At 66.7% G+C, this 22442-nt stretch carries 24 protein-coding genes; 10 read left to right on the plus strand and 14 right to left on the minus strand.

The genetic code is table 11. From position 1 onward, the window contains the following. The first annotated feature begins 3 nt into the window (after positions 1–3). Complete coding sequence (gene kstD, locus ACZ50Z_RS17745; protein WP_464484714.1) at positions 4–1686, plus strand: 3-oxosteroid 1-dehydrogenase; 1683 nt, start codon at positions 4–6, stop codon at positions 1684–1686. Position 1687: 1 nt separating this feature from the next. Continuing rightward, positions 1688–2548, plus strand: a complete 861-nt coding sequence (locus ACZ50Z_RS17750; protein WP_464484715.1) for a MaoC family dehydratase — start codon at positions 1688–1690, stop codon at positions 2546–2548. An 81-nt stretch (positions 2549–2629) separates the two neighbouring features. Here the strand turns inward: ACZ50Z_RS17750 and ACZ50Z_RS17755 are convergent, their stop codons facing one another. The 7 genes from ACZ50Z_RS17755 to ACZ50Z_RS17785 form a co-directional block, all read right to left on the minus strand. Beyond that, a complete protein-coding gene (locus ACZ50Z_RS17755; RefSeq protein ID WP_464484716.1) occupies positions 2630–3469 on the minus strand; it encodes a hypothetical protein in 840 nt (279 codons plus the stop codon). 138 nt (positions 3470–3607) lie between these two features. After that, on the minus strand, positions 3608–4783 hold the full coding sequence (locus ACZ50Z_RS17760; RefSeq protein WP_464484717.1) for a lipid-transfer protein: 1176 nt from the start codon (positions 4781–4783) through the stop codon (positions 3608–3610). Further along, positions 4784–5185, minus strand: coding sequence for a MaoC family dehydratase (locus ACZ50Z_RS17765; protein WP_464484718.1), 402 nt, complete (start codon positions 5183–5185; stop codon positions 4784–4786). Then, positions 5182–6135, minus strand: a complete 954-nt coding sequence (locus ACZ50Z_RS17770; protein ID WP_464484719.1) for a bifunctional MaoC family dehydratase N-terminal/OB-fold nucleic acid binding domain-containing protein — start codon at positions 6133–6135, stop codon at positions 5182–5184. Before ACZ50Z_RS17770 ends, ACZ50Z_RS17765 begins: the two co-directional genes overlap by 4 nt. Further along, positions 6132–7295 (minus strand): acyl-CoA dehydrogenase FadE29, encoded by a 1164-nt coding sequence (fadE29, locus tag ACZ50Z_RS17775; RefSeq protein WP_464484720.1) that lies wholly within the window; start codon positions 7293–7295, stop codon positions 6132–6134. The genes ACZ50Z_RS17770 and fadE29 overlap by 4 nt, the downstream gene beginning before the upstream one ends. After that, entirely contained in the window at positions 7286–8299 is a 1014-nt protein-coding gene (locus ACZ50Z_RS17780; protein WP_464484721.1) for an acyl-CoA dehydrogenase family protein, read from the minus strand. The genes fadE29 and ACZ50Z_RS17780 overlap by 10 nt, the downstream gene beginning before the upstream one ends. Continuing rightward, the gene (locus ACZ50Z_RS17785) at positions 8299–9549 is read right to left on the minus strand and encodes a cytochrome P450 (protein WP_464484722.1); all 1251 of its coding nucleotides are present in this window, start codon (positions 9547–9549) and stop codon (positions 8299–8301) included. Before ACZ50Z_RS17785 ends, ACZ50Z_RS17780 begins: the two co-directional genes overlap by 1 nt. Before the next feature lie 121 nt (positions 9550–9670). Here ACZ50Z_RS17785 and ACZ50Z_RS17790 point away from each other — a divergent pair, with 121 nt between their 5' ends. The 4 genes from ACZ50Z_RS17790 to ACZ50Z_RS17805 are packed head-to-tail and all read left to right on the plus strand — an operon-like array spanning position 9671 to position 12227. Then, positions 9671–10834 carry a steroid 3-ketoacyl-CoA thiolase gene (locus ACZ50Z_RS17790; RefSeq protein ID WP_464484723.1) on the plus strand — a complete coding sequence of 388 codons (1164 nt, stop codon included), beginning with the start codon at positions 9671–9673 and terminating at the stop codon, positions 10832–10834. Between the two features lie 7 nt (positions 10835–10841). Next, positions 10842–11231: a DUF8021 domain-containing protein gene (locus ACZ50Z_RS17795; RefSeq protein WP_464484724.1), complete on the plus strand. Its 390-nt coding sequence runs from the start codon at positions 10842–10844 to the stop codon at positions 11229–11231. An 8-nt stretch (positions 11232–11239) separates the two neighbouring features. After that, on the plus strand, positions 11240–11692 hold the full coding sequence (locus ACZ50Z_RS17800) for a nitroreductase family deazaflavin-dependent oxidoreductase (protein ID WP_464484725.1): 453 nt from the start codon (positions 11240–11242) through the stop codon (positions 11690–11692). Positions 11693–11729: 37 nt separating this feature from the next. Continuing rightward, positions 11730–12227, plus strand: coding sequence for a nitroreductase family deazaflavin-dependent oxidoreductase (locus ACZ50Z_RS17805; RefSeq protein WP_464484726.1), 498 nt, complete (start codon positions 11730–11732; stop codon positions 12225–12227). A gap of 25 nt (positions 12228–12252) precedes the next feature. Here the strand turns inward: ACZ50Z_RS17805 and ACZ50Z_RS17810 are convergent, their stop codons facing one another. Together ACZ50Z_RS17810 and ACZ50Z_RS17815 are read right to left on the minus strand one after the other, a co-directional pair. Continuing rightward, entirely contained in the window at positions 12253–13158 is a 906-nt protein-coding gene (locus ACZ50Z_RS17810; RefSeq protein WP_464484727.1) for an SDR family oxidoreductase, read from the minus strand. Positions 13159–13172: 14 nt separating this feature from the next. Continuing rightward, positions 13173–13931 (minus strand): SDR family oxidoreductase, encoded by a 759-nt coding sequence (locus tag ACZ50Z_RS17815; RefSeq protein ID WP_464484728.1) that lies wholly within the window; start codon positions 13929–13931, stop codon positions 13173–13175. A 99-nt stretch (positions 13932–14030) separates the two neighbouring features. On the opposite strand from ACZ50Z_RS17815, the gene echA20 reads away from it, so the two are divergent. From echA20 to ipdC, 4 genes are read left to right on the plus strand one after another with little or no spacing between them, the layout of a single operon-like run. After that, positions 14031–14789 (plus strand): (7aS)-7a-methyl-1,5-dioxo-2,3,5,6,7,7a-hexahydro-1H-indene-carboxyl-CoA hydrolase, encoded by a 759-nt coding sequence (gene echA20 / locus ACZ50Z_RS17820; protein ID WP_464484729.1) that lies wholly within the window; start codon positions 14031–14033, stop codon positions 14787–14789. Positions 14790–14836: 47 nt separating this feature from the next. Further along, the gene (ipdA, locus tag ACZ50Z_RS17825; protein ID WP_464484730.1) at positions 14837–15718 is read left to right on the plus strand and encodes a cholesterol ring-cleaving hydrolase subunit IpdA; all 882 of its coding nucleotides are present in this window, start codon (positions 14837–14839) and stop codon (positions 15716–15718) included. Continuing rightward, entirely contained in the window at positions 15715–16467 is a 753-nt protein-coding gene (gene ipdB / locus ACZ50Z_RS17830) for a cholesterol ring-cleaving hydrolase subunit IpdB (protein WP_464484731.1), read from the plus strand. The genes ipdA and ipdB overlap by 4 nt, the downstream gene beginning before the upstream one ends. After that, positions 16467–17540: a (3aS,4S,5R,7aS)-5-hydroxy-7a-methyl-1-oxo-octahydro-1H-indene-4-carboxyl-CoA dehydrogenase gene (ipdC, locus tag ACZ50Z_RS17835; RefSeq protein ID WP_464484732.1), complete on the plus strand. Its 1074-nt coding sequence runs from the start codon at positions 16467–16469 to the stop codon at positions 17538–17540. Before ipdB ends, ipdC begins: the two co-directional genes overlap by 1 nt. 72 nt (positions 17541–17612) lie before the next feature. Here ipdC and ACZ50Z_RS17840 read toward each other — a convergent pair whose 3' ends face one another. From ACZ50Z_RS17840 to ipdE1, 5 genes are all read right to left on the minus strand, one after another. Further along, the gene (locus ACZ50Z_RS17840) at positions 17613–18482 is read right to left on the minus strand and encodes an endonuclease domain-containing protein (protein ID WP_464484733.1); all 870 of its coding nucleotides are present in this window, start codon (positions 18480–18482) and stop codon (positions 17613–17615) included. A gap of 115 nt (positions 18483–18597) precedes the next feature. Then, positions 18598–19758 (minus strand): steroid 3-ketoacyl-CoA thiolase FadA6, encoded by a 1161-nt coding sequence (gene fadA6, locus ACZ50Z_RS17845; RefSeq protein ID WP_464484734.1) that lies wholly within the window; start codon positions 19756–19758, stop codon positions 18598–18600. A gap of 54 nt (positions 19759–19812) precedes the next feature. Further along, positions 19813–20415, minus strand: a complete 603-nt coding sequence (kstR2, locus tag ACZ50Z_RS17850) for a TetR family transcriptional regulator KstR2 (protein ID WP_464484735.1) — start codon at positions 20413–20415, stop codon at positions 19813–19815. Positions 20416–20461: 46 nt separating this feature from the next. Next, positions 20462–21250 carry a (5R,7aS)-5-hydroxy-7a-methyl-1-oxo-2,3,5,6,7,7a-hexahydro-1H-indene-carboxyl-CoA reductase gene (gene ipdF, locus ACZ50Z_RS17855; RefSeq protein WP_464484736.1) on the minus strand — a complete coding sequence of 263 codons (789 nt, stop codon included), beginning with the start codon at positions 21248–21250 and terminating at the stop codon, positions 20462–20464. Beyond that, positions 21247–22407 (minus strand): acyl-CoA dehydrogenase IpdE1, encoded by a 1161-nt coding sequence (gene ipdE1 / locus ACZ50Z_RS17860; RefSeq protein ID WP_464484737.1) that lies wholly within the window; start codon positions 22405–22407, stop codon positions 21247–21249. The genes ipdF and ipdE1 overlap by 4 nt, the downstream gene beginning before the upstream one ends. Positions 22408–22442: the final 35 nt, after the last annotated feature.

Raw genomic sequence — 22442 nt, forward strand, 5'->3', positions numbered from 1 at the left:
TACATGTCAGCGCAGGAGTACGACGTCGTCGTGGTCGGGAGCGGCGGGGCCGGCATGGTGGCCGCCCTTACCGCCGCTCACCGGGGTCTTTCCACCATAGTCATCGAAAAGGCCCCGCACTTCGGCGGCTCGACCGCACGGTCGGGCGGCGGCGTTTGGATCCCAAATAACGAAGTGCTCAAGCGTGACGGGGTCAAGGACACCACCGAAGCGGCCCGCACCTATCTGCACGGGATCGTCGGCAGCGTCGTCGAGCCGGAACGCATCGACACCTACCTCGAGCGCGGGCCCGAGATGTTGTCGTTCGTGCTCAAGCACACCCCGCTGAAGATGTGCTGGGTGCCGCGGTATTCCGACTACTATCCCGAGTCGCCGGGCGGGCGCGCGGAAGGCCGGTCGATCGAGCCGAAGCCGTTCAACGCCCGCAAGCTCGGCGCCGACGAGTCGGGCTTGGAGCCCGCGTACGGCAAAGTTCCGCTCAATGTCGTGGTGATGCAACAGGATTACGTGCGGTTGAACCAGCTGAAGCGTCACCCGCGCGGCGTGCTGCGCAGCCTGAAGGTCGGCGCCCGCACGATGTGGGCCAAAGCGACCGGCAAGAACCTCGTCGGCATGGGCCGGGCGCTGATCGGGCCGCTGCGTATCGGGTTGCAGCGGACGGGTGTGCCGGTGGTGCTCAACACTGCTCTCACCGACCTGTACGTCGAAGACGGTGTGGTGCGCGGGGTCTATGTGCGCGGCGCCGGTGATGCCGAGTCGGGTGAGCCCCGGCTGATCCGCGCCCGACGCGGGGTGATCCTGGCGTCGGGTGGGTTCGAGCACAACGAACAGATGCGGGTGAAATACCAGCGCGCGCCCATCACCACCGAATGGACGGTGGGCGCGGTGGCGAACACCGGCGACGGCATCGTGGCCGCCGAAAAGCTGGGCGCCGGACTGGAATTGATGGAAGACGCCTGGTGGGGCCCGACCGTCCCGCTGGTGGGTGCGCCGTGGTTCGCGCTGTCGGAGCGCAACTCGCCGGGATCGATCATCGTCAACATGTCCGGCAAGCGGTTCATGAACGAGTCGATGCCCTACGTCGAAGCCTGCCATCACATGTACGGCGGCGAATACGGGCAGGGGCCCGGGCCGGGCGAGAACATTCCCGCATGGCTGGTCTTCGACCAGCAGTACCGGGACCGCTACATCTTCGCGGGATTGCAACCCGGGCAACGCATTCCGCGCAAGTGGCTGGAATCGGGCGTCATCATCACGGCCGACACGCTGGCGGAGCTGGCTTCGAAGGCCGGCCTGCCGGTCGATGAATTCACGGCGACCGTGGAACGTTTCAACGGTTTCGCGCGCTCCGGCGTCGACGCGGATTACCAGCGCGGCGAGAGCGCCTACGACAAGTACTACGGCGACCCGACCAACAAGCCGAACCCGAATCTCGGCGAGATCAGCCACGCTCCGTACTACGCCGCCAAGATGGTGCCCGGCGACCTGGGCACCAAGGGCGGCGTCCGCACCGACGTCCACGGGCGGGCGCTGCGCGACGACGGCAGTATCATCGAAGGCCTTTACGCCGCTGGCAATGTCAGTGCCCCGGTGATGGGCCACACGTACCCCGGTCCGGGTGGCACCATCGGCCCGGCCATGACCTTCGGCTACCTGGCGGCTTTGCACATTGCGGAGGAGAGCTGAAATGCCCATCGACGTCGACGTCGCGCTGAATGCCGAGCTGGATCCCATCGAATTCTCTTGGGCCAGCAGCGACGTGCAGCTCTACCACCTCGGACTGGGCGCGGGCGCGGACCCGATGGATCCGCGGGAGCTGCGCTACCTGGTCGACGACACCCCGCAGGTGCTGCCGACGTTCGGCAATGTGGCCGCCACCTTCCACGCCACGAAGCCGCCGACCGTGCAGTTCCCGGGTATCGATATCGAGCTAGGCAAGGTGCTGCACGCCAGCGAGCGGGTCGAGGTGCCCGGGCCGCTGCCGCCGTCGGGCTCGGCCAAGGCCGTCACCCGGTTCACGGACATCTGGGACAAGGGCAAGGCCGCCGTCATCTGGAGCGAGACGACGGTGACCGCGCCGGACGGCACGCTGTTGTGGACGCAGCGACGGTCCATCTTCGCGCGCGGCGAAGGCGGCTTCGGTGGTGAGCGGGGCCCATCCGGGGGCGACGCCGCGCCGGACCGGGCCCCCGACCTCGAGGTCGACGTGCCGATCCTCCCGCAGCAGGCGTTGCTCTACCGGCTGTGCGGCGACCGCAACCCGCTGCACTCCGATCCCGAATTCGCGGCGGCCGCAGGCTTTTCACAGCCCATCCTGCACGGGCTGTGCACCTACGGCATGACCTGCAAGGCGATCACCGACTCGCTGCTCGACGGTGACACCGCCGCGGTGGCCGCCTACGGTGCGCGTTTCGCCGGCGTGGCATTCCCCGGCGAAACACTTAAGGTCGGCATCTGGAAAGACAACGGCCGCTTCTTGGCCAGCGTTGTCGCGCCGTCGCGCGACAACGCCGTCGTGCTCTCCGGCGTCGAGCTGGTCCCGGCCTAGGGGCTTTCTGTCGCCGCGCGTGACCCTCTCGCCCCGAGCGTGAATTTACGTTCACGTTCGGTCCCGAGTGTGAAGCTAACTTCACGATCGACCGGCACGTGCTGCGCGCACTCGACGAATGATGTCGGCCGGCCGGTCGCCGGCGACCACTCTTATGACTATCCAACCGCGTCGCTGCAGCATTTCTGCGCGACGAATGTCCCACCCAAACTGACGCTGATCGGTTCGATGATGATCACCGTCGTACTCGACAGCAACTTTCAGTTCCTCCCAGCCCATATCGAGATAAGCCACCACCTCGCCCAAGTCGTCGGCGATTTGGATCTGCGTCTGTGGTGGCGGTAATCCAGCCTGGATCAACACAATTCGCAGCCAAGACTCTTTCGGGGACTGTGCCCCGCTGTCGAAGAGCGCTATGGCTTCTCTTGCCCGCACGATGCCTCGCCGGCCCGGGTACCTATCCGCAAGCGGCTCGACGTCGACCGCCTTGATTTGCGTAGCGCGCGCCAATGCGTCGATACCGGCGACCGCAGCGCTGATCGAATACCAACAGCCGAGGTCCAGGGCAGTTCTGGCCGCCGAGGTCACCGAGATCCCTCCTATGACGGTGATTTCGTCTTCCTCGATCCGGTCTCCATGAGCTCTGATCCCGGCCTGGTAATGGCGGTTGTCGTGAATGAGGTCCACCACAGTCATGCCGTCTACCCATTTGCTCCCGTGCAGCGCCGCAGCGGAGAACCCGGCGACCACGCCTTGACGTCCGGTCCACAGCCAACCCGCCCTCGCGCGTAGCGCTGCGGTGACGTCTGTATCGCGGCTAACGTACACATCTCGGAATAGCCGGGTATAGCCCGCGCTCAGCCGGCCTCTGGTCAACGCGCCTCGAGCAACGGCCTCACTGCCAAGAAACGGCTCACCCACGACGGCAGCGTTGCACGAGTCAGCCGCAGCGTCACTTCAACCGTCGAGTGTGAAGTTAGTTTCACCCTCGAGTCCGAGCGTGAAACTAACTTCACACTCGGTAGCGCCGGGCGCGGCGCCGGCGAGACCCCTCGCCGGTTAGCCCTGGCCGAGGATGAGGCCCGAGGTGGGCACGCCCGTGCCCGCGGTGACGAGTACGTGCTCGACGTCGGGCACCGGGTTCACCGAGGTGCCCCGCAGTTGCCGTACACCCTCGGCGATGCCGTTCATGCCGTGGATGTAGGCCTCACCGAGTTGACCCCCATGGGTATTGATCGGAAGTCGGCCGCCGATCTCGATCGCGCCGTCGGCGATGAAGTCCTTGGCCTCACCGCGACCGCAGAATCCCAACTCCTCCAGCTGAATCAGCGTGAACGGAGTGAAGTGGTCGTACAGCACCGCGGTCTGGATGTCGGTGGGCTTCAGTCCCGCCTGCGCCCACAACTGCTGGCCGACGACACCCATCTCGGGCAGGCCGAGCTCGGGCCGGTAGTAGCTGACCATCGTGTATTGGTCGGGGCTGGAACCCTGTGCCGCAGCCTCGATGATCGCCGGTCGCTGCTTGAGGTCCTTCGCGCGCTCCGGTGACGTCACGACGATCGCGACCGCGCCGTCGGTCTCCTGGCAGCAGTCCAGTAGCCGCAGCGGCTCGGCGATCCACCGCGAATTCTGGTGGTCCTCAATGGTTATCGGCTTCTCGTAGAAGTACGCCTTGGGGTTCTTGGCCGCGTGTTTGCGGTCGGCCACCGAGATCGCACCGAAGTCCCGGCTGGTTGCGCCGGACAGATGCATGTAGCGCTGGGCGATCATGGCGACCTGTGCGGCCGGCGTGGAAAGCCCGTGCGGGTAGGAAAAGGAGTTGTCCGCCGCCGTCGAATCAGCCTGCACGCCGGCGTTTCCCACCAGCCGGGTCTGCACCTGACCGAACCGCATGCCCGAGCGCTCGTTGAACGCCCGGTACGCGACGACGACGTCGGCCACCCCGGCGGCCACGGCGATCGCCGCCTGCTGAACGGTCGCGCATGCGGCGCCGCCGCCGTACCCGATCTGCGAGAAGAACTTCAGGTCACCGATGCCGGCCGCACGCGCGACGGCGGTCTCGTTATTGGTGTCCATCGTGAACGTGGTCAGCCCGTCGACGTCCGACGGGCTCAACCCCGCGTCATCCAGCGCATCCAAAACCGCCTCGGCCGCCAGGCGCAGCTCGCTGCGACCGGAGTCCTTGGAGAAGTCGGTGGCGCCGATGCCGACAATCGCGGCCTTACCCGACAACATCTACGAACCCCCGATCGTGAGCGTCACGTTCGCGATGACGTGATCGCCAAGGCTGTTGCGGCCGAACACCTTCAGCGTGATCAGACCGTCGTCGATGGCGGTCACCTCGCCGGAGAAGGTGACGGTGTCGTAGGCGTACCACGGCACACCGAGCCGCAGCCCGATCGATTTGATCAGCGCCGTCGGGCCGGCCCAGTCGGTGACGTAGCGCTGCACCAGGCCGGTGTCGGTGAGGATGTTGACGAAGATGTCCTTGGAACCTTTGGCCTGCGCCAGGTCCCGGTCATGGTGCACGTCCTGGAAGTCCCTGGTGGCCAGGGCCGTTGAGATGATGAATGTCGGCGTACCGTGCAGCTTGAGTTCGGGCAGGGTGGTGCCCACTTCAACAGCGGGTGCGCTCATGCGTCAGGCTCCCAGGCGTAAAGGCTCCACTCCGGGCCGGATTCACCGGCCGGGAAGTCGATGTAGGTTGCGCGAACCGGCATCCCGATCTTGATCTCGGCATGGTCGACGTTGCGAAGCTCGCCGAGCATCCGAACGCCCTCTTCCAATTCGATCAGCGCGATCACGAACGGCAGTGTGCGACCGGGCACCTTCGGCGCGTGGTGCACCACGAAGCTGAACACGCTGCCGCGGCCGCTGGCCACGGCGTAGTCGATGGGCTCGGCCTTGTCCTGCCACACCGCGGGCACCGGCGGGTGTTGCAGGGAGCCGTCGGCGAGTCGCTGGATGCGCAGCTCGTGCGCTTTGACGCCCTCCCAGAAGAACACGGTGTCGCGCGACACCGCGGGACGCATCATCGCGTCTGCGTCCAGGTCCTGCGGGACGGAGCCGGTGGCGCCGCCATCCTCGCGGGGCCTGAACTTCAGGATGCGCCAGGCCATTTCGGCGACATCCTCGTCACCGACCCGCCAGGTGATGTGCTGGTTGATGAACCAGCCCTCGCCGAGCCCGGTCTGCTTGGGGCCGACGACGTCGCGCATCTCGGAGTGGACAGTGACCTGCTCACCGGGACGTAGATAACGGTGGTAGGTCTGCTCGCAGTTGGTCGCGACCACACCGATATAGCCGGCCTCGTCGAACAGTTGCATGATCGGACCCATGGGGTCGTCGGTGGGGCGTTCGCCCCCCAGCCCGAACATGGTCCACACCTGAATCATGGCCGGCGGCGCGACGATTCCGGGATGACCGGCCGCCTTGGCGGCGGCCTCGTCGACGTAGATCGGGTTGGCATCGCCGAGCGCCTCGACCCAGTTGTTGATCGTCGGCTGGTTCACCGGATCGCGGGCGACCCGCGGCTTAGCCACGACGGTGGCGGTGATTTCCGCGACCGCTTCTTTGATATCGGTCATCGAGGCACCCGTGGCACTTTGAGTCCGGCGGCGGCGATCATCTCGCGCATCACTTCGTTCACGCCCCCGCCGAAGGTGATGACCAGGTTGCGCTTGGTCTGGGAGTCCAGCCAGTTGAGCAGGTCGGCGGTGTCCGAGTCGGCGGGGTTGCCGTACCTGCCGACGATCTCTTCGGCGAGCCGGCCGATGTATTGGATGCGCTCGGTACCAAAGACTTTCGTCGATGCGGCGTCGGCCACGTTGATGTCCTCGCCCGCTGCGGCGACCTGCCAGTTGAGCAGCTCGTTGATCCGCCACATCGCGTGGATCTCACCGAGCGCCCGCTTGACGTCCTGGTGGTCGATGGGCGTGACGCCGTCGCTGCCCGGCTTGGACGCCCAGGCGTGCACCCGGTCGTAGATGCCGGCGGTGCGGCCCGCGGGGCCGAGCATGACCCGTTCGTTGTTGAGCTGGGTGGTGATCAGCCGCCAGCCGCCGTTCTCCTCGCCGACCAGCATGTCGGCGGGCACCCGTACGTCGTTGTAGTAGGTGGCGTTGGTGTGGTGGGCGCCGTCGGACAGGATGATCGGCGTCCAGGAGTAGCCGGGATCCTTGGTGTCGACGATCAGTATCGAAATGCCCTTGTGCTTCACAGCTTCCGGGTCGGTGCGGCAGGCCAGCCAGATGTAGTCCGCGTCGTGGGCCCCGGTGGTGAAGATCTTCTGCCCGTTCACGATGTACTCGTCGCCGTGGCGCACGGCGGTGGTCCGAAGCGAGGCCAGGTCGGTGCCCGCCTCGGGCTCGGTGTAGCCGATCGCGAAGTGCACCTCGCCCGCCAGGATGGCCGGCAGGAACTTCTTCTTCTGCTCATCGCTGCCGAACTGCTGCAGAACCGGGCCGACGGTCTGCAGCGTCACCGCGGGCAGCGGCACGTCGGCCCGGTGTGCCTCGTTGACGAAGATCGACTGCTCGATCGGCCCGAAGCCCAAGCCGCCGAACTCCTTTGGCCACCCGACGCCGAGCTTGCCGTCGGAGCCCATCCGCCGGATCACCGCGCGGTAGGCCTCGTTGTGACGGTCCTGCTCCATCGCCTTCATCTCGTCGGACGAGATCAGGTTGGAAAAGTATTCCCGCAGTTCCGCTTGCAGCTGGCGCTGTTCCGGGGTCAGGTCTATGAACATTGCGCTCCCACCAGATCGAGACGATGAGAAGGACCGCCCAGCAACCGGGACAGGTCCTTGATCGTGGAGTAGTACCGGTGCATCGGATAGGTGATGTCCATTCCCATCCCGCCGTGCAGGTGATGGCAGATCTGCATCACCGGCGGCGCCTGCGAGGTGACCCAGTAGCCGAGGACATCCAGATCGTCGACGGTGTCCCGGCCCTCTGACAGCCGCCAGGCCACCGACTTGGCCACCAAATCGATGGTGCGCGAGGCGATGTAGACCTCGGCGAGCTGGGCGGCCACGGTCTGGAAGGTCGACAGCGGCTTGCCGAACTGCTTGCGGTTGGCCACGTAGTCGGCGGTCAGGCGCAACGCCCCGGCCACCAGCCCGTCGGCGTAGGCGCCGATGGCGGCCAGCACCAGTTGGTTGACCCGGGGAGCCGTCGCGCCCGCCAGGACATCGGAGTCGTCGACGGCCACATCGGCGAATGTGACCGTGTACTCGTCGGAGTCGTTCGAGGTCGGGGTTTTGATCACCTCGACACCACCGGCCTTCGGCGACACCACGACCACCGCACTGTCGGCGGTGACGATCATCCAATCCGCTTGTCCCGCATAGCCGACCCCGACCTTGGTGCCCGACAGGCGCCCGTTGGCGAACGTGGTCGACGGCCGGTCCGGCAACGCGGCGCCCGGCTCGTTGAGCGCCGCGGTCAGCACGGCGCCCTTGGCGACACCCGAAAGGTACCGGTCCTGCTGCTCCTCGGAGGCCAGGTCAAGCAGCGGGACCACGCCGAAACCCAGGGTGGCCAGGGCAGGGGTGATGGCGCCGTGGCGTCCGATCTCCGTCAACACGGTGGCGACCTCGGGCAATCCCACCCCGTCGCCGCCGAGGCGCTCGGGCACCGCGAGGGCCGTCACACCTCCGTTGACCAAAGCGTCCCAACTCAATTCACGCTCGAACACCGACGTCACGACGTCGGCGACCGCCTGTTGCGTCGCGGTGAGGTCGAAATCCATCAGGACGTCACCGTGGATTCGCCGGTGTAGTCGACCTGCCAGTGCTTGATCCCGTTGAGCCAGCCCGATCGCAGCCGCTCGGGCTCCGAAATCGGCTTCAGGTCCGGCATGTGATCGGCCACGGCGTTGAAGATCAGGTTGATCGTCATGCGGGCCAGGTTCGCGCCGATGCAGTAGTGGGCACCGGTGCCGCCGAAACCGACATGAGGATTCGGGTCGCGCAGGATGTTGAAGGTGTGCGGGTCTTCGAAGACCTCTTCGTCGAAATTGGCCGAGCGGTAGGACATGACGACCCGCTGGCCCTTCTTGATCTGCACACCGGCCAGCTCGGTGTCCTCGTTGGCGGTGCGCTGGAAGGCCGAGACCGGAGTGGCCCAACGGATGATTTCGTCCGCGGCGGTCACCGGGCGCTCCTTCTTGAAGAGCTCCCACTGCTCGGGGTTGTTCGCCATCGCGATCATGCCGTGGGTGATGGAGTTGCGCGTGGTCTCGTTGCCCGCCACCGCGAGCATGACCACGAAGAAACCGAATTCGTCGTCGGAGAGCTTCTCTCCGTCGATGTCGGCTTCGATGAGCGTGGTGACGATGTCGTCGGTGGGATTCTTGCCGCGCTCCTCGGCCATCGCCATCGCGTAGGTGATCAGCTCCATCGAGGACTGCGCGGGATCGACGTGGGCGTACTCGGGATCGGTGCCCCCGGTCATCTCGTTAGACCACCGGAAAAGCTTGTCGCGATCTTCCTGGGGAACACCGAGCAGCCCCGCGATGGCCTGCAGCGGCAGCTCGCACGACACCTGCTCGACGAAGTCGCCGCTTCCCTCGGCCGCCGCGGTCTTGGCAATGTTCTGGGCGCGCTGGTCCAGTTCGGCTTCCAGCCGTCCGATGGCCCGTGGCGTGAACCCGCGGGAGATGATCTTGCGCAGCCGGGTGTGGTGAGGTGCGTCCATGTTGAGCATGACGCTGCGCTGCAGCTCGACCTGCTCCCGCTTCATCTCCGGCGGCCACGTCGGGATAGCGCCGTTCATCCAGCTTGAAAAGACTTCGCTACGCTTCGACACGTCCTTGACGTCTGCGTGCTTGGTGACGAGCCAGTATCCGTGGTCCTCGAACCCGCCCGCACCGTTCGGGATGTCGACCCAGTGGATCGGCTCCGCCTTGCGCAGCCAGGCCAGTTCCTCGACGGGCAAGCCTGCGAGGTTGACGTCGGGGTCAAGAAAGTCGAAGTCGGCGGGAATGTTGGGGGGTGCCATGCGTCTGCGCTCCTCAATTGCAACGTGTTCTAGTGCCAGTAAAACACGGCTCCTGCGCAGATAAAAGGCAGGTCACTATCCTCGCTTGTCAGACTAATGAAACGTGTTCTAGCCTGACGGAATGGGTAACCCGGTAATCGTCGAAGCCACCCGCAGCCCGATCGGCAAGCGCAACGGATGGCTCTCAGGACTCCACGCCACCGAGCTGCTCGGTGCGGTGCAAAAGGCACTGGTCGAGAAGGCCGGCATCGACGCGGGCGACGTCGAACAGGTCATCGGCGGCTGCGTCACGCAGTTCGGCGAGCAGTCCAACAACATCAGCCGGGTTAGCTGGCTCGTCGCCGGGCTACCGGACCACGTCGGCGCCATGACCGTGGACTGCCAGTGCGGCAGCGGCCAGCAGGCCAACGGCCTGGTCGCCGGTCTGATCGCCGCCGGCGCCATCGACATCGGTATCGCGTGCGGAATCGAGGCCATGAGCCGCGTCGGACTCGGCGCCAACGCCGGTCCCGACCGCAGCATCCTGCGGCCCGCGTCGTGGGACATCGACCTGCCCGACCAGTTCACCGCCGCGGAGCGGATCGCCAAGCGGCGCGGCATCACCCGCGAGGAGATCGACGAGTTCGGCTTCAACTCCCAGGCCAAGGCCAAGCAGGCCTGGGACGAGGGCCGGTTCGACCGCGAGATCTCCCCGATCGAGGCCCCGGCGCTCGACGAGAACAAGCAGCCGACGTCGGAGCGCGTCACCATCTCCCGCGACCAGGGGCTGCGCGAGACGACGCTGTCGGGGCTGAGCGCGCTGAAGCCCGTCCTCGAAGGCGGAATCCACACGGCGGGAACGTCGTCGCAGATCTCCGACGGCGCGGCGGCCGTGCTGTGGATGGACGAGGACAAGGCCAAGGCCCTCGGGCTGCGGCCACGGGCCCGCATCATCAGCCAGGCGTTGGTCGGCGCCGAGCCTTACTACCACCTCGACGGACCGGTGCAGTCGACGGCCAAGGTGCTGGAGAAGGCCGGCATGAAGATGGGTGACATCGACCTCGTCGAGATCAACGAGGCGTTCGCCTCGGTGGTGCTGTCGTGGGCGCGGGTGCATGAGCCGGACATGGCCAGGGTCAACGTCAATGGCGGCGCCATCGCGCTGGGCCACCCGGTGGGCTCGACCGGCAGCCGGCTGATCACCACCGCCCTGCACGAACTCGAGCGCACCGACCAGACCACCGCGCTGATCACGATGTGTGCGGGCGGCGCCCTGTCGACCGGCACCATCATCGAGCGCATCTAGTTTCCCGTTGCTCGTCTCCGAAGAGAACCGCATCGCCGCGGCGCAGGCCTACATCGACGCATTGGTCAACCATGACGGTGACTCCGTTCCGTTCGCGCGCGGCTGTACCCGCATCGAGCAGGGCATCAAGAACGGTTTCTCCGGAAATCATTTGCGGCGCAGCCTCAATCGCGGGCCCCAGTACCGGTTGCTCGCGGACACCACGCCGCCCGACTACCGCATCGACGGCGACCGGGTGCGCGCGAGATACCAGGTGCTGACCAAGGCGGCGTTCGGCGGCCGTCGCCTGGCCGCGCACGTCGACGAGACGTTCATGATTCCGGCCGAAAGCCCAAGCGGGAAGGCCGAAATCCACCACATCAAGGTTCGCTTCCAACCCTTTATTCAAAGCCGTTGAGGACCGCCATGCCGAAACCGAAGCCACGCGCACTGAACTCGCCCTGGGTCAGCTTCATCATTAAATGGATGGCCAAGGGCAACGCGTGGATCTACCAGCGCAGCAACGGAAGATTCGGCAACACCTTCCAGAAGGCTCCGGTCGCACTGCTCACCACCACGGGCCGCAAGAGCGGCGAACCGCGGGTCAGCCCGCTGCTCTACCTGCGCGAGGGGAACCGCGTGATCCTGGTCGCCTCCAAGGGCGGCAGCGACAAACACCCGCAGTGGTATCTCAACCTCAAGGCCGATCCAGGAGTCTCCGTGCAGATCAAGGACGAGGTGCTGCAGCTGCAGGCGCGCGATGCCACCGAAGCGGAACGCGCCGAGTACTGGCCGAAGCTGGACGTCATGTATCCCTCGTTCGACGACTACCGGGCCTGGACCGACCGGGTCATCCCGATCGTCATCTGCGATCCCTAAGTTTCATTTCGCCCGGGCGGGGAATCATCTGGGCACCATGTCCGACCGCCGCTGGATTCGCAACTCGCGCCCGATTGCCCTGCTGCTCAAGTATTTCGCGCGCGCCCACATCTGGGTGTACCGGCGAACCAACGGCAAGATCGGCGCCAAGCTGCTGCGGCTCCCCGCTGCGTTGTTGACCACCACCGGACGCAAGTCCGACGAGCCGCGAACCACTGCCACGCTGTACCTGCGCGACGGCGAGCGGGTGATCCTGCCCGCGTCCTTCGGCGGGCGTGACCGGGATCCGCTGTGGTATCTCAACCTCAAAGAGAACCCCGACGTGCAGTTGCAGATCCGCGCCCAGCGCCTGGACCTGGTCGCGCGCGACGCGACCGACGCTGAGCGCGAACGCTATTGGCCGCCGCTGACGCGGATGTACCCGCCATACCGCAAGTACCGCGAAGCCGCCGACCGGATCATCCCGCTCGTCGTGTGCGAACCCCCTCGGCGAACGTGCATTGACGGCGAGAAATCGGCGAAATCATCGCCGTGAGTGCACGTTCGGCGCAGGGATCGCGTCAGGCGCCGTAGACCGGAACCGGCGGGCGCGCCTTGGCGAGCAAGTCGGCGACGACGCGCCCCAGCTCCGCGGGGTCCCACTGCGCCCCCTTGTCGATCTCCGGCCCGTGCGCCCACCCCTCGGCGACCCGGATCTTGCCGCCCTCGACCTCGAACACCTTGCCGGTCACGTCGCGTGATTCGGCGCTGCCCAGCCAAACCACCAGCGGAGAAATGTTTTCCGGGGCCATCGCGTCGAAATCCTGGTCCTGGGTGGACATCATCTCCGCGAACACGGTCTCGGTCATGCGGGTACGCGCCGAGGGCGCGATGGCGTTGACGGTGACGCCGTAGCGACCCATCTCCGCCGCGCCGACGAGCGTCATCGCCGCGATGCCTGCCTTGGCGGCGCTGTAGTTACCCTGCCCGACGCTGCCCTGCAGGCCGGCGCCCGAGCTGGTGTTGATGATCCGGGCGTCAACGGTTTTGCCCTCTTTGGACAGCCCACGCCAATACGACGCGGCGTGCCGCATCGTGGCGAAGTGACCCTTGAGGTGCACGGCGACGACGGCGTCGAACTCGTCCTCGCTCGTGTTGGCCATCATCCTGTCCCGCACGATGCCGGCGTTGTTCACCAAAACGTCCAGGCCGCCGAAGGTTTCGACGGCGGTCTGGATCAGGGCGGCCGCCTGGTCCCAGTCGGCGACATTGGAACCGTTGGCGACGGCTTCGCCACCGGCGGCGGTGATCTCGTCGACGACGCCCTGGGCGGCGCTGCCGCCGCCCGCCGGTGAACCGTCCAGGCCCACCCCGATGTCGTTCACCACCACGCGCGCGCCTTCGGCGGCGAAGGCCAGCGCATGCGCGCGACCGATACCGCCGCCCGCTCCGGTGACGATGACGACGCGGCCGTCAACCACTCCCATAGTCCTTGTCTCCTCTACTTGACCGCGCTGGCGGTCGTTGTGGACAGATAGTGCGGCGGCTCACCGCCGCCGTGCACCTCTAACGAGGCCCCGCTGATGTAGGAGGCCGCATCCGAGGCCAAAAACGCTGCGGCCCAACCGACGTCCTCGGGTTTGGCCAGACGGCCCAACGGCACATTCTTCGAGATCGCCGCGATCGATTCCACGTCACCGTAGAACAGCTCCGACTGCTCGGTCTCCACCATGCCGACCACGCAGGCGTTCACCCGGACCTTGGGTCCCCATTCGACCGCCAAGGTCTGGGTGAGGCTTTCCAGGCCCGCCTTGGCCGCCCCGTAGGCGCCGGTACCCGGGGAGGGCCGCCGGCCGGACAGGCTGCAGATGTTGATGATCGACCCGCCGCGCTGCTGGGCCTGCATCTTGTCGTTGGCGTGCTGCGAAACCGACAGCGCACCAATCAAATTGAGCTCGATGATCTTGCGGTTGAACTTCGCGCTGGATTCCGCCGTCAGCACGTACGGTGATCCCCCGGCGTTGTTGACAACGACGTCGAGACTGCCGTGCCGGTCCGCGACGGTGTCGATCAATTCTTTGACGGCGTCGTCGTCGCGGACGTCGCAGGGGTGGAACTCATAGGGCGATCCCTCGACGGGCCGGCGCGCGCAGGTGATAACGGTGGCGCCCTGAGCGGCGAAAACCGCGCTGATGCCGGCACCCACCCCGCGAACGCCGCCGGTGACGAGAACCACCCGCCCGGCCAGCCCCAAGTTCATGACTTCTTCAAACGGGGGGCATGCTTGCGCGCGAGTCACTGTGCTAGCGTACCAAGCAAGTGCTTGCTTAGGTAGTTACCCCCACAAGGAAGTGGCACCTTGACCATCACATCCACCACCACCGAACCGGGCATCGTCGCGGTTACCGTCGACTTCCCGCCCGTCAACGCCATCCCGTCGCGCGGCTGGTTCGACCTGGCCGACACCATCACCGCGGCAGGCCAGGACCCCGAAACCCACGTCGTCATCCTCCGGGCCGAGGGCCGCGGCTTCAACGCCGGGGTCGACATCAAGGAGATGCAGCGCACCGAGGGATTCACTGCGCTGATCGACGCCAACCGCGGCTGCTTCGCCGCGTTCCGCGCGGTCTACGAGTGCGCGGTGCCCGTCGTCGCGGCCGTGAACGGATTCTGCGTCGGCGGCGGCATCGGCCTGGTCGGCAACTCCGACGTCATCGTCGCCTCCGAGGACGCCACCTTCGGGCTGCCGGAGGTGGAACGGGGCGCGCTGGGCGCGGCCACCCACCTGTCCCGGCTGGTGCCCCAGCATTTGATGCGACGGCTGTTCTTCACCGCCGCCACCGTCGACGCCGCCACCCTGCACCACTTCGGTTCGGTGCACGAGGTGGTGCCGCGCGACCAGCTGAACGAGGCCGCGTTGCGGGTCGCGCGGGACATCGCCGCCAAGGACACCCGGGTCATCCGGGCGGCCAAGGAGGCGCTGAACCTCATCGACGTGCAACGAGTCAACTCGAGTTACCGCATGGAGCAAGGGTTTACGTTCGAACTCAACCTCGCCGGGGTGTCCGATGAGCACCGCGACGCGTTTGCCGGTACGACGAAGGGTGAGAAGTCTTAGCTGCCGGCGACGATGCAGAACGAAGCGATGAGGAGGAGCGGCGCATAGTGTCAGACAAGAGAACCACCCTCGACGAGGCCGTCGCGCAGGTGCGCAGCGGCATGACCATCGGGATCGGCGGCTGGGGATCGCGGCGCAAGCCGATGGCGTTCGTGCGCGCCCTGCTGCGCACCGACGTCACCGACCTGACCGTGGTCGCCTACGGCGGGCCGGACCTGGGCCTGCTGTGCTCGGCCGGCAAGGTCAAGCGCGTCTACTACGGGTTCGTCTCGCTGGACTCCCCGCCCTTCTACGACCCGTGGTTCGCCAAATCCCGTGCCAATGGCGCGATCGAGGCCCGGGAGATGGATGAGGGCATGCTGCGCTGCGGATTGCAGGCCGCCGCGCAACGTCTGCCATTCCTGCCGATCCGGGCCGGGCTGGGCAGCTCGGTGCCCGACTTCTGGGAGGGCGAGCTGCAGACCGTCACTTCGCCGTACCCCACGGATGGCGGCCACGAGACGCTGATCGCGATGCCGGCGCTGCGCCTGGACGCCGCCTTCGTGCACCTCAATCTCGGTGATGCGCAAGGCAATGCGGCCTACACCGGAATCGACCCCTACTTCGACGACCTGTTCTTGATGGCCGCCGAGAAGCGCTTTCTGTCGGTGGAGCGCGTCGTGTCGACCCAAGAGCTGGTCAAGGCGGTCCCTCCGCAGGCGCTGCTGGTCAACCGCATGATGGTCGATGGCGTCGTGGAGGCACCCAACGGCGCCCACTTCACCACCGCCGCACCCGATTACGGGCGCGACGAGAAGTTCCAGCGGCACTACGCCGAGGCGGCCTCGACCGATGAGGGCTGGCAACAGTTCGTGCAAACCTATTTGTCGGGCACCGAAGAGGATTATCAAGCGGCCGTGCGCGCTTTCAACGAGGAGGCCGGAAAGTGAGCAGCACCAGAGCCGAAGTGTGCGCCGTCGCGTGCGCCGAATTGTTCAGGGATGCGGGCGAGATCATGGTCAGCCCGATGACCAACATGGCCTCGGTCGGGGCGCGGCTGGCCCGCTTGACCTTTTCGCCGGACATCCTGCTGACCGACGGCGAGGCCCAACTGCTGGCCGAGACCCCGGCCCTAGGGGGCGCCGGAGCCCCAAACAAGATCGAGGGTTGGATGCCGTTCGGCCGCGTGTTCGAAACGTTGGCCTGGGGCCGGCGCCACGTGGTGATGGGCGCCAATCAGGTTGACCGCTTTGGCAATCAGAACATCTCGGCGTTCGGCCCGTTGCAGCAGCCCAAACGCCAGATGTTCGGTGTCCGCGGCGCACCGGGTAACGCCATCAACCACGCGACCAGCTACTGGGTGGGCAACCATTCCAAGCGGGTGTTCTGCGAGAAGGTCGACATCGTCTGCGGGATCGGTTGGGACAACGTGGATCCCGACAATCCGGCGTTCCGCTTCGCCAACACGTATCGGGTGGTGTCGAACCTCGGTGTGTTCGACTTCGGCGGCCCCGACCGGACCATGCGGGCACTGAGCCTGCATCTCGGGGTGTCGCCGGACGAGGTTCGCGAAGCCACCTCGTTCGAGATCCATGGCCTCGAGGACGCCGAGGAGACCCGGCTGCCCACCGACGACGAGCTGCGCCTGATCCGCGAGGTCATCGATCCGAAGGCGCTGCGCGACCGAGAGATCCGTTGATGACCAAGCTGCGCACGCCGCTGACCGAGCTGGTCGGCGTCGAGCACCCGGTCGTGCAAACCGGAATGGGCTGGGTGGCAGGTGCCCGCCTGGTGTCGGCCACCGCGAACGCGGGCGGGCTGGGCATTTTGGCGTCGGCCACCATGACGCTGGACGAATTGGCGACGGCCATCGCCAAGGTCAAGGCGACGACGGACAAGCCGTTCGGCGTGAACATCCGCGCCGACGCGGCCGACGCCGGCGACCGGGTCGACCTGATGATCCGCGAAGGCGTCAAAGTGGCGTCCTTTGCCTTGGCCCCCAAGCAGGAGCTCATCGCCCGGCTCAAAGAGGCAGGCGCGGTGGTGATTCCGTCGATCGGCGCGGCCAAGCACGCCCGCAAGGTCGCGGGCTGGGGCGCCGACGCGATGATCGTGCAGGGTGGAGAAGGTGGCGGGCACACGGGGCCGGTCGCCACGACGCTGCTGTTGCCCTCGGTGCTGGACGCCGTGCGGGGCACCGGCATCCCCGTCATCGCCGCGGGCGGATTCTTCGACGGGCGCGGGCTGGCCGCCGCATTGAGCTACGGCGCCGCCGGCGTCGCGATGGGCACGCGCTTCCTGCTCACCTCGGACTCGACCGTGCCCGACGAAGTCAAGCGGCGCTATCTGGAATCGGCGCTGGACGGCACCGTCGTCACCACCCGCGTCGACGGCATGCCGCACCGGGTGCTGCGTACCGGCCTGGTCGAGAAGCTGGAAAACGGTTCGCCGGTGCGGGGTCTCACCGCGGCGGTGCGCAACGCGGCCAAATTCAAGCACATGTCACGGATGACGTGGCGGTCGATGATCAGCGACGGCCTGGCGATGCGGCACGGCAAGGAGCTGACCTGGTCGCAGGTCGTGATGGCGGCCAATACCCCGATGCTGTTGAAAGCCGGCTTGGTGGAAGGCAATACGGAGGCCGGGGTGCTGGCCTCCGGGCAGGTCGCCGGCATCCTCGACGACCTGCCGTCGTGCGCGGAGCTGATCGATTCGATTGTCCGCGACGCGATCGAGCACCTGCAGTCGGCTGCCGGGTTGATCGAGGGCTAACCGCCTGTCGCGCCGAGTGTGAATTCTGCGACGGGACACGCCGACGGGGTGTCGCGGAATTCACTGTCGAGGTCAGGGACGCCAACCGGCGGCGGTCAGTGCTGAGCCAACCCGGTGGGCGAGCGTGCCCTGGCGGTACCTGAGCATGTCGCCGCTCACCCGGATGATCGTCCAGCCATTCTCAAAGAGTTCGGCGTGACGATCGATGTCGCGGTTGCGTTGCATCGGGTCCGTCCAATGCTGCGCCCCGTCGTATTCCACTCCGACAAGGAATTCCTCCCAACCCATGTCGATGCGTGCAATGAGATAGCCGCCAGGAACGACAACGGGAATCTGGGTACGAGGAACAGGAAATCCCGCGTCTAGTAGCGCCAAGCGAGTTCGCGTCTCCTGTGGGGACTCCGCGCCACCATCGACAAGAGGCAGCACTCGACGCAGCCGGACCAATCCCCGCGTCCCGGGGTGCTCGGCGATGACGGCCTGAACGTCGCTTACCTTCGCGTCGGTTGCGTTCATGAGGGCGTCGAGCCGTTGCACAGCCTGTAACCGCGGGACTGTCCGGCGCCCGATATCGAAGGCAGTGCGCGCAGGTGAGGTGACCAGAACACCGTCGACGACGGATGTTTCGTGCGGGCCCAAGGTATCGGTGTGCACCGTGATCCCGCTGGGTGGCCGCCGGTTGTCGTGTACCAGCTCAACATCGAGCGCAGGACTAACCCATTTCGCGCCGAGCAACGCAGCGGCCGAATTGCCCGCAACGACCGCCCTTCGTCGCGACCATAACCACGCCGAGGACGCGCGCTGGCCTGCGGTCAGTCCGACGCCGGCCGGAGCGTAGACACCCGGGTAGACCGGTTGGTACAAGAGCCGCATAGCCCGTTCCGGGATGGCCTTCGCTGCCAACGCCTCCGAGGCCAAGAAGGGCCACGGGTGTTCTTCCATGGGCGAATGCTGGCACTACCCACCGACACTTCGGCCGAGTGTGAATCCTGCAGCGCGACACGCCGAGCAAGCGTCGCATAGTTCACGCTCGGCGCGAGAAAGGGGGCCCCGGGAGCTACAGGCGCTCGATGATCGTGACGTTGGCGGTGCCCCCGCCCTCGCACATCGTCTGCAGGCCGTAGCGGCCGCCGGTGCGCTCCAGCTCGTTGAGCATGGTCGTGAACAGCTTGGCACCGGTGGCGCCCAGCGGGTGCCCGAGCGCGATCGCGCCGCCGTTGGGGTTGACCTTCTCGGGGTCGGCCTTGACTTCCTTGAGCCAGGCCAAAACCACCGGCGCGAAGGCCTCGTTGATCTCGACGGTGTCGATGTCGTCGATCGACAGCCCGGTCTTGTCCAGGGCATAGCGGGTCGCGGGAATCGGCCCGGTCAGCATGAAGACCGGGTCGGCGGCTCGGGCGCTGATGTGGTGGATGCGGGCGCGGGGCTTGAGCCCATGCTCCTTGACGGCCTGCTCGGACGCCAACAGCACGGCGCTGGCCCCGTCGGAGATCTGGCTGGCCATGGCCGCCGTCAGCCGGCCGCCCTCGACCAGCGTTTTGAGCCCGGCCATCTTCTCCAGGGACGACTCGCGCGGCCCTTCGTCGACCCGGAACGGTCCGGATTCGGTTTCGACGGTGATGATTTCGTTGTCGAAGTGGCCGCTGCGGATCGCCGCGAAGGCGCGCTCGTGACTGGTCAGCGCGTAGCGTTCCATCTCTTCGCGCGACAGGTTCCACTTTTCGGCGATCAGCTCCGAGCCGCGGAACTGGGAGATCTCCTGGTCGCCGTAGCGGTGCAGCCACTGCTTGGACTCGTTGGTCGGTGAGGTGAAGCCGAACTGCTCGCCGACGGTCATGGCCGACGAGATCGGGATCTGGCTCATGTTCTGCATGCCCCCGGCGACGATGAGGTCGGCGGTGCCGGACAGAATCGCCTGTGCGCCAAACGAAATGGCCTGCTGGCTGGAGCCGCACTGCCGGTCGACGGTGACACCGGGCACCTCTTCGGGATAGCCGGCGGCCAGCCACGAGAGACGGGCGATGTTGCCGGCCTGCGCGCCGATGGCATCGACGCAGCCGGCGATCACGTCGTCGACGGCGGCGGGGTCGACGTCGACCCGGTCGAGCAGTCCACGCCATCCCAGCGCGCCCAGGTCAACCGGGTGCACCCCGGCGAGCGATCCGCCGCGCTTGCCGACCGCGGTACGCACCGCATCGATGACATACGCCTCAGCCATTGTGTCGCTCCTCCTCATCGCTTCGCTCTGCATCGTCGCTGACACGAGCCATGTTCAGACTCCTTCTTTCGTAATTCCGCCAAGCACGATGGCGAGATATTGCTGACCCACTTGCTGCGCGGTGAGCGGCCCGCCGGGCTGATACCAGCGCACCGACACCCACGTGGTGTCACGGATGAAACGGTAGACAAGGTCGACATCGAGCTCGGGCCGGAAATAGCCCTCATCGACGCCCTGGTGGAGCAGCTCGAGCCACATCTTGCGCTGTTGCCGGTTCATGTCCTCGATGTAGGAGAACCGGGGCTGCGACAGCAGTCGTTGGGCTTCGTCCTGGTAGATGACGACCTGCGCATGCCGGTGCTCGATCGCCTCGAACGACGCCATGAACAGCCCCTTGAGCCGCTCCAGCGGGTTGGCCTCGCTGTCGACGATCTCGCGGTAGCGGGCGAACAGCCAGTCCAGGAAGCTGCGCAGGAGCTCGTCGACGATCTCCTCTTTCGAGGAGAAGTGGTGGTAGAGACTGCCGGACAGGATGCCGGCGCCGTCGGCGATGTCGCGCACGGTGGTGGCGCGCAGGCCCCGCTCGGCGAACATGGTCGCGGCGAGGTCCAGCAGCTCGTCTCGCCGGCTGTTCGCCTGACCGGTCACTCGGTCCACCCGACCAGAGTATCAACCAAGCGCTTGCTTGGCTAGCGGGCGGCGCTCACGGGTGCTGACTGGATACCGAGATGACCTCGCCGGTCAGGTAGCTCGAGTAGTCGCTGGCGAGGAAGGCGATGGTGGCCGCGATCTCCCAGGGCTCGGCGGCCCGGCCGAACGCCTCGCCGGCCGAGAGGCGGTCGAGCAACTCCGACGACGACGTCTTCTCCAGGAACTTGTGCCGCGCGATGCTCGGTGACACCGCGTTGATCCGCACGTCGTACTCCGCGGCTTCGATTGCGCTGCAGCGGGTCAGCGCCATCACGCCCGCCTTTGCGGCGGCGTAGTGCGCCTGCGAGTGCTGGGCCCGCCAGCCCAGAACGCTGGCGTTGTTGACGATCACGCCGCCATGCGGCGCCTCTCGGAAGTAACGCAGCGCCGCTCGGGTGGCCCGGAACACCGACGACAGCGTCACGTCCAGGACGCGGTCCCATTCCTCGTCGGTCATGTCGACCACCGGCGTCTGCCCGCCCAGCCCGGCGTTGTTGACCAGGACGTCGATGCGCCCCAACCGCGCAGTGGCCGACGCGAACAGCGCGTCGATCTGGGCGCTGGACGTCACGTCGCACAGCACGCTCTCGACGCGGCCCTGCCCGAGCGCGGCGAGCTGCTCGGCCGTCTCCCCCAGGCGTCGCTCGTGGTGGTCGGAGACCACCACGTCGGCCCCCTCGGCCAGCGCCCGACGCGCGGTCGCCGCGCCGATGCCGGTGCCGGCGGCGGCGGTCACCACCACCACCTTGCCCTGCAGAAGTCCGTGTCCGGCAATCTCTTTGGGAGCTTCGGACAGACTCATCCCTTGGCCTCTCGGGGTAGGCCGAGCACCCGCTCGGCGATGATGTTGCGCTGGATCTCGTTGGACCCGCCGTAGATGGTGTCGGCGCGAGTGAACAGGAACAGCCGCTGCCACTCGTCGAACTCGCCGTCGGACAGCGTCAGACCCGGCTTGCCGACGACGTCCATCGCCAGCTCACCCAGGTCGCGATGCCAGTTGGCCCACAACAGCTTCGACACGTTATCTTTCCCGGCGGCCTGGCCGCCTCCTTCGACGTCCATCGTGGCCAGCGCGTACGAACGCATGGCCCGCAGCCCGGTCCACGCCCGGGTCAGCCGCTCGCGGATGAACGGATCGTCGGCCGCGCCGGTCCGCTGGGCGAGCTCGGCCAGGTTGGAAAGCTCACGGGCGTAACGGATTTGCTGTCCGAGCGTCGAGACGCCGCGCTCGAAGGTCAGGGTGCCCATGGCGACGCGCCAGCCGTCACCGGGCTCGCCGACCACCAGGGAGGCCTCGGTGCGGGCGTCGTCGAAGAACACTTCGTTGAATTCCGAGTCGCCGGTCAGCTGGATGATCGGGCGGATCTGTACACCCGGCTGATCCAGCGGCACCAGCAGATACGACAGCCCGGCGTGGCGCTTGGAGCCCTTCTCGGTGCGCGCCACCACGAAGCACCACTGCGCCCAGTGCGCCAGCGACGTCCACACCTTCTGGCCGTTGATCACCCACTCGTCGCCGTCGAGTTCGGCGGTGGTCGCCACGTTGGCCAGGTCGCTGCCGGCGCCGGGCTCCGAATAGCCCTGGCACCACAGCTCGGTCACGTCGAGGATCTTGGGCAGGAAACGCTGCTGCTGCTCGGGCGTCCCGAACGCGATCAGGGTCGGCCCCAGCAACTCCTCGCCGAAGTGATTGACCTTGTCCGGGGCGTCGGCGCGGGCGTACTCCTCGTAGAACGCCACCCGGTGCGCGGTGGAAAGGCCGCGGCCGCCGTGCTCGACGGGCCAGCCCAGGCAGGTCAGTCCGGCCTTGGCCAGATGTTGGTTCCAGGCCCGGCGTTCCTCGAAGGCCTCGTGCTCACGGCCGGGACCGCCGAGGCCCTTGAGAGCTGCGAATTCACCGACCAGATTGTCGGCGAGCCAAGAGCGGACCTCTGCCCGGAACTCCTCGACGTCCTGCATGCCTTGTAGGCTAACCTACCAAGCACTTGCTTTGT

Source organism: Mycobacterium sp. NTMscope_MAC_269, assembly GCF_976985695.1.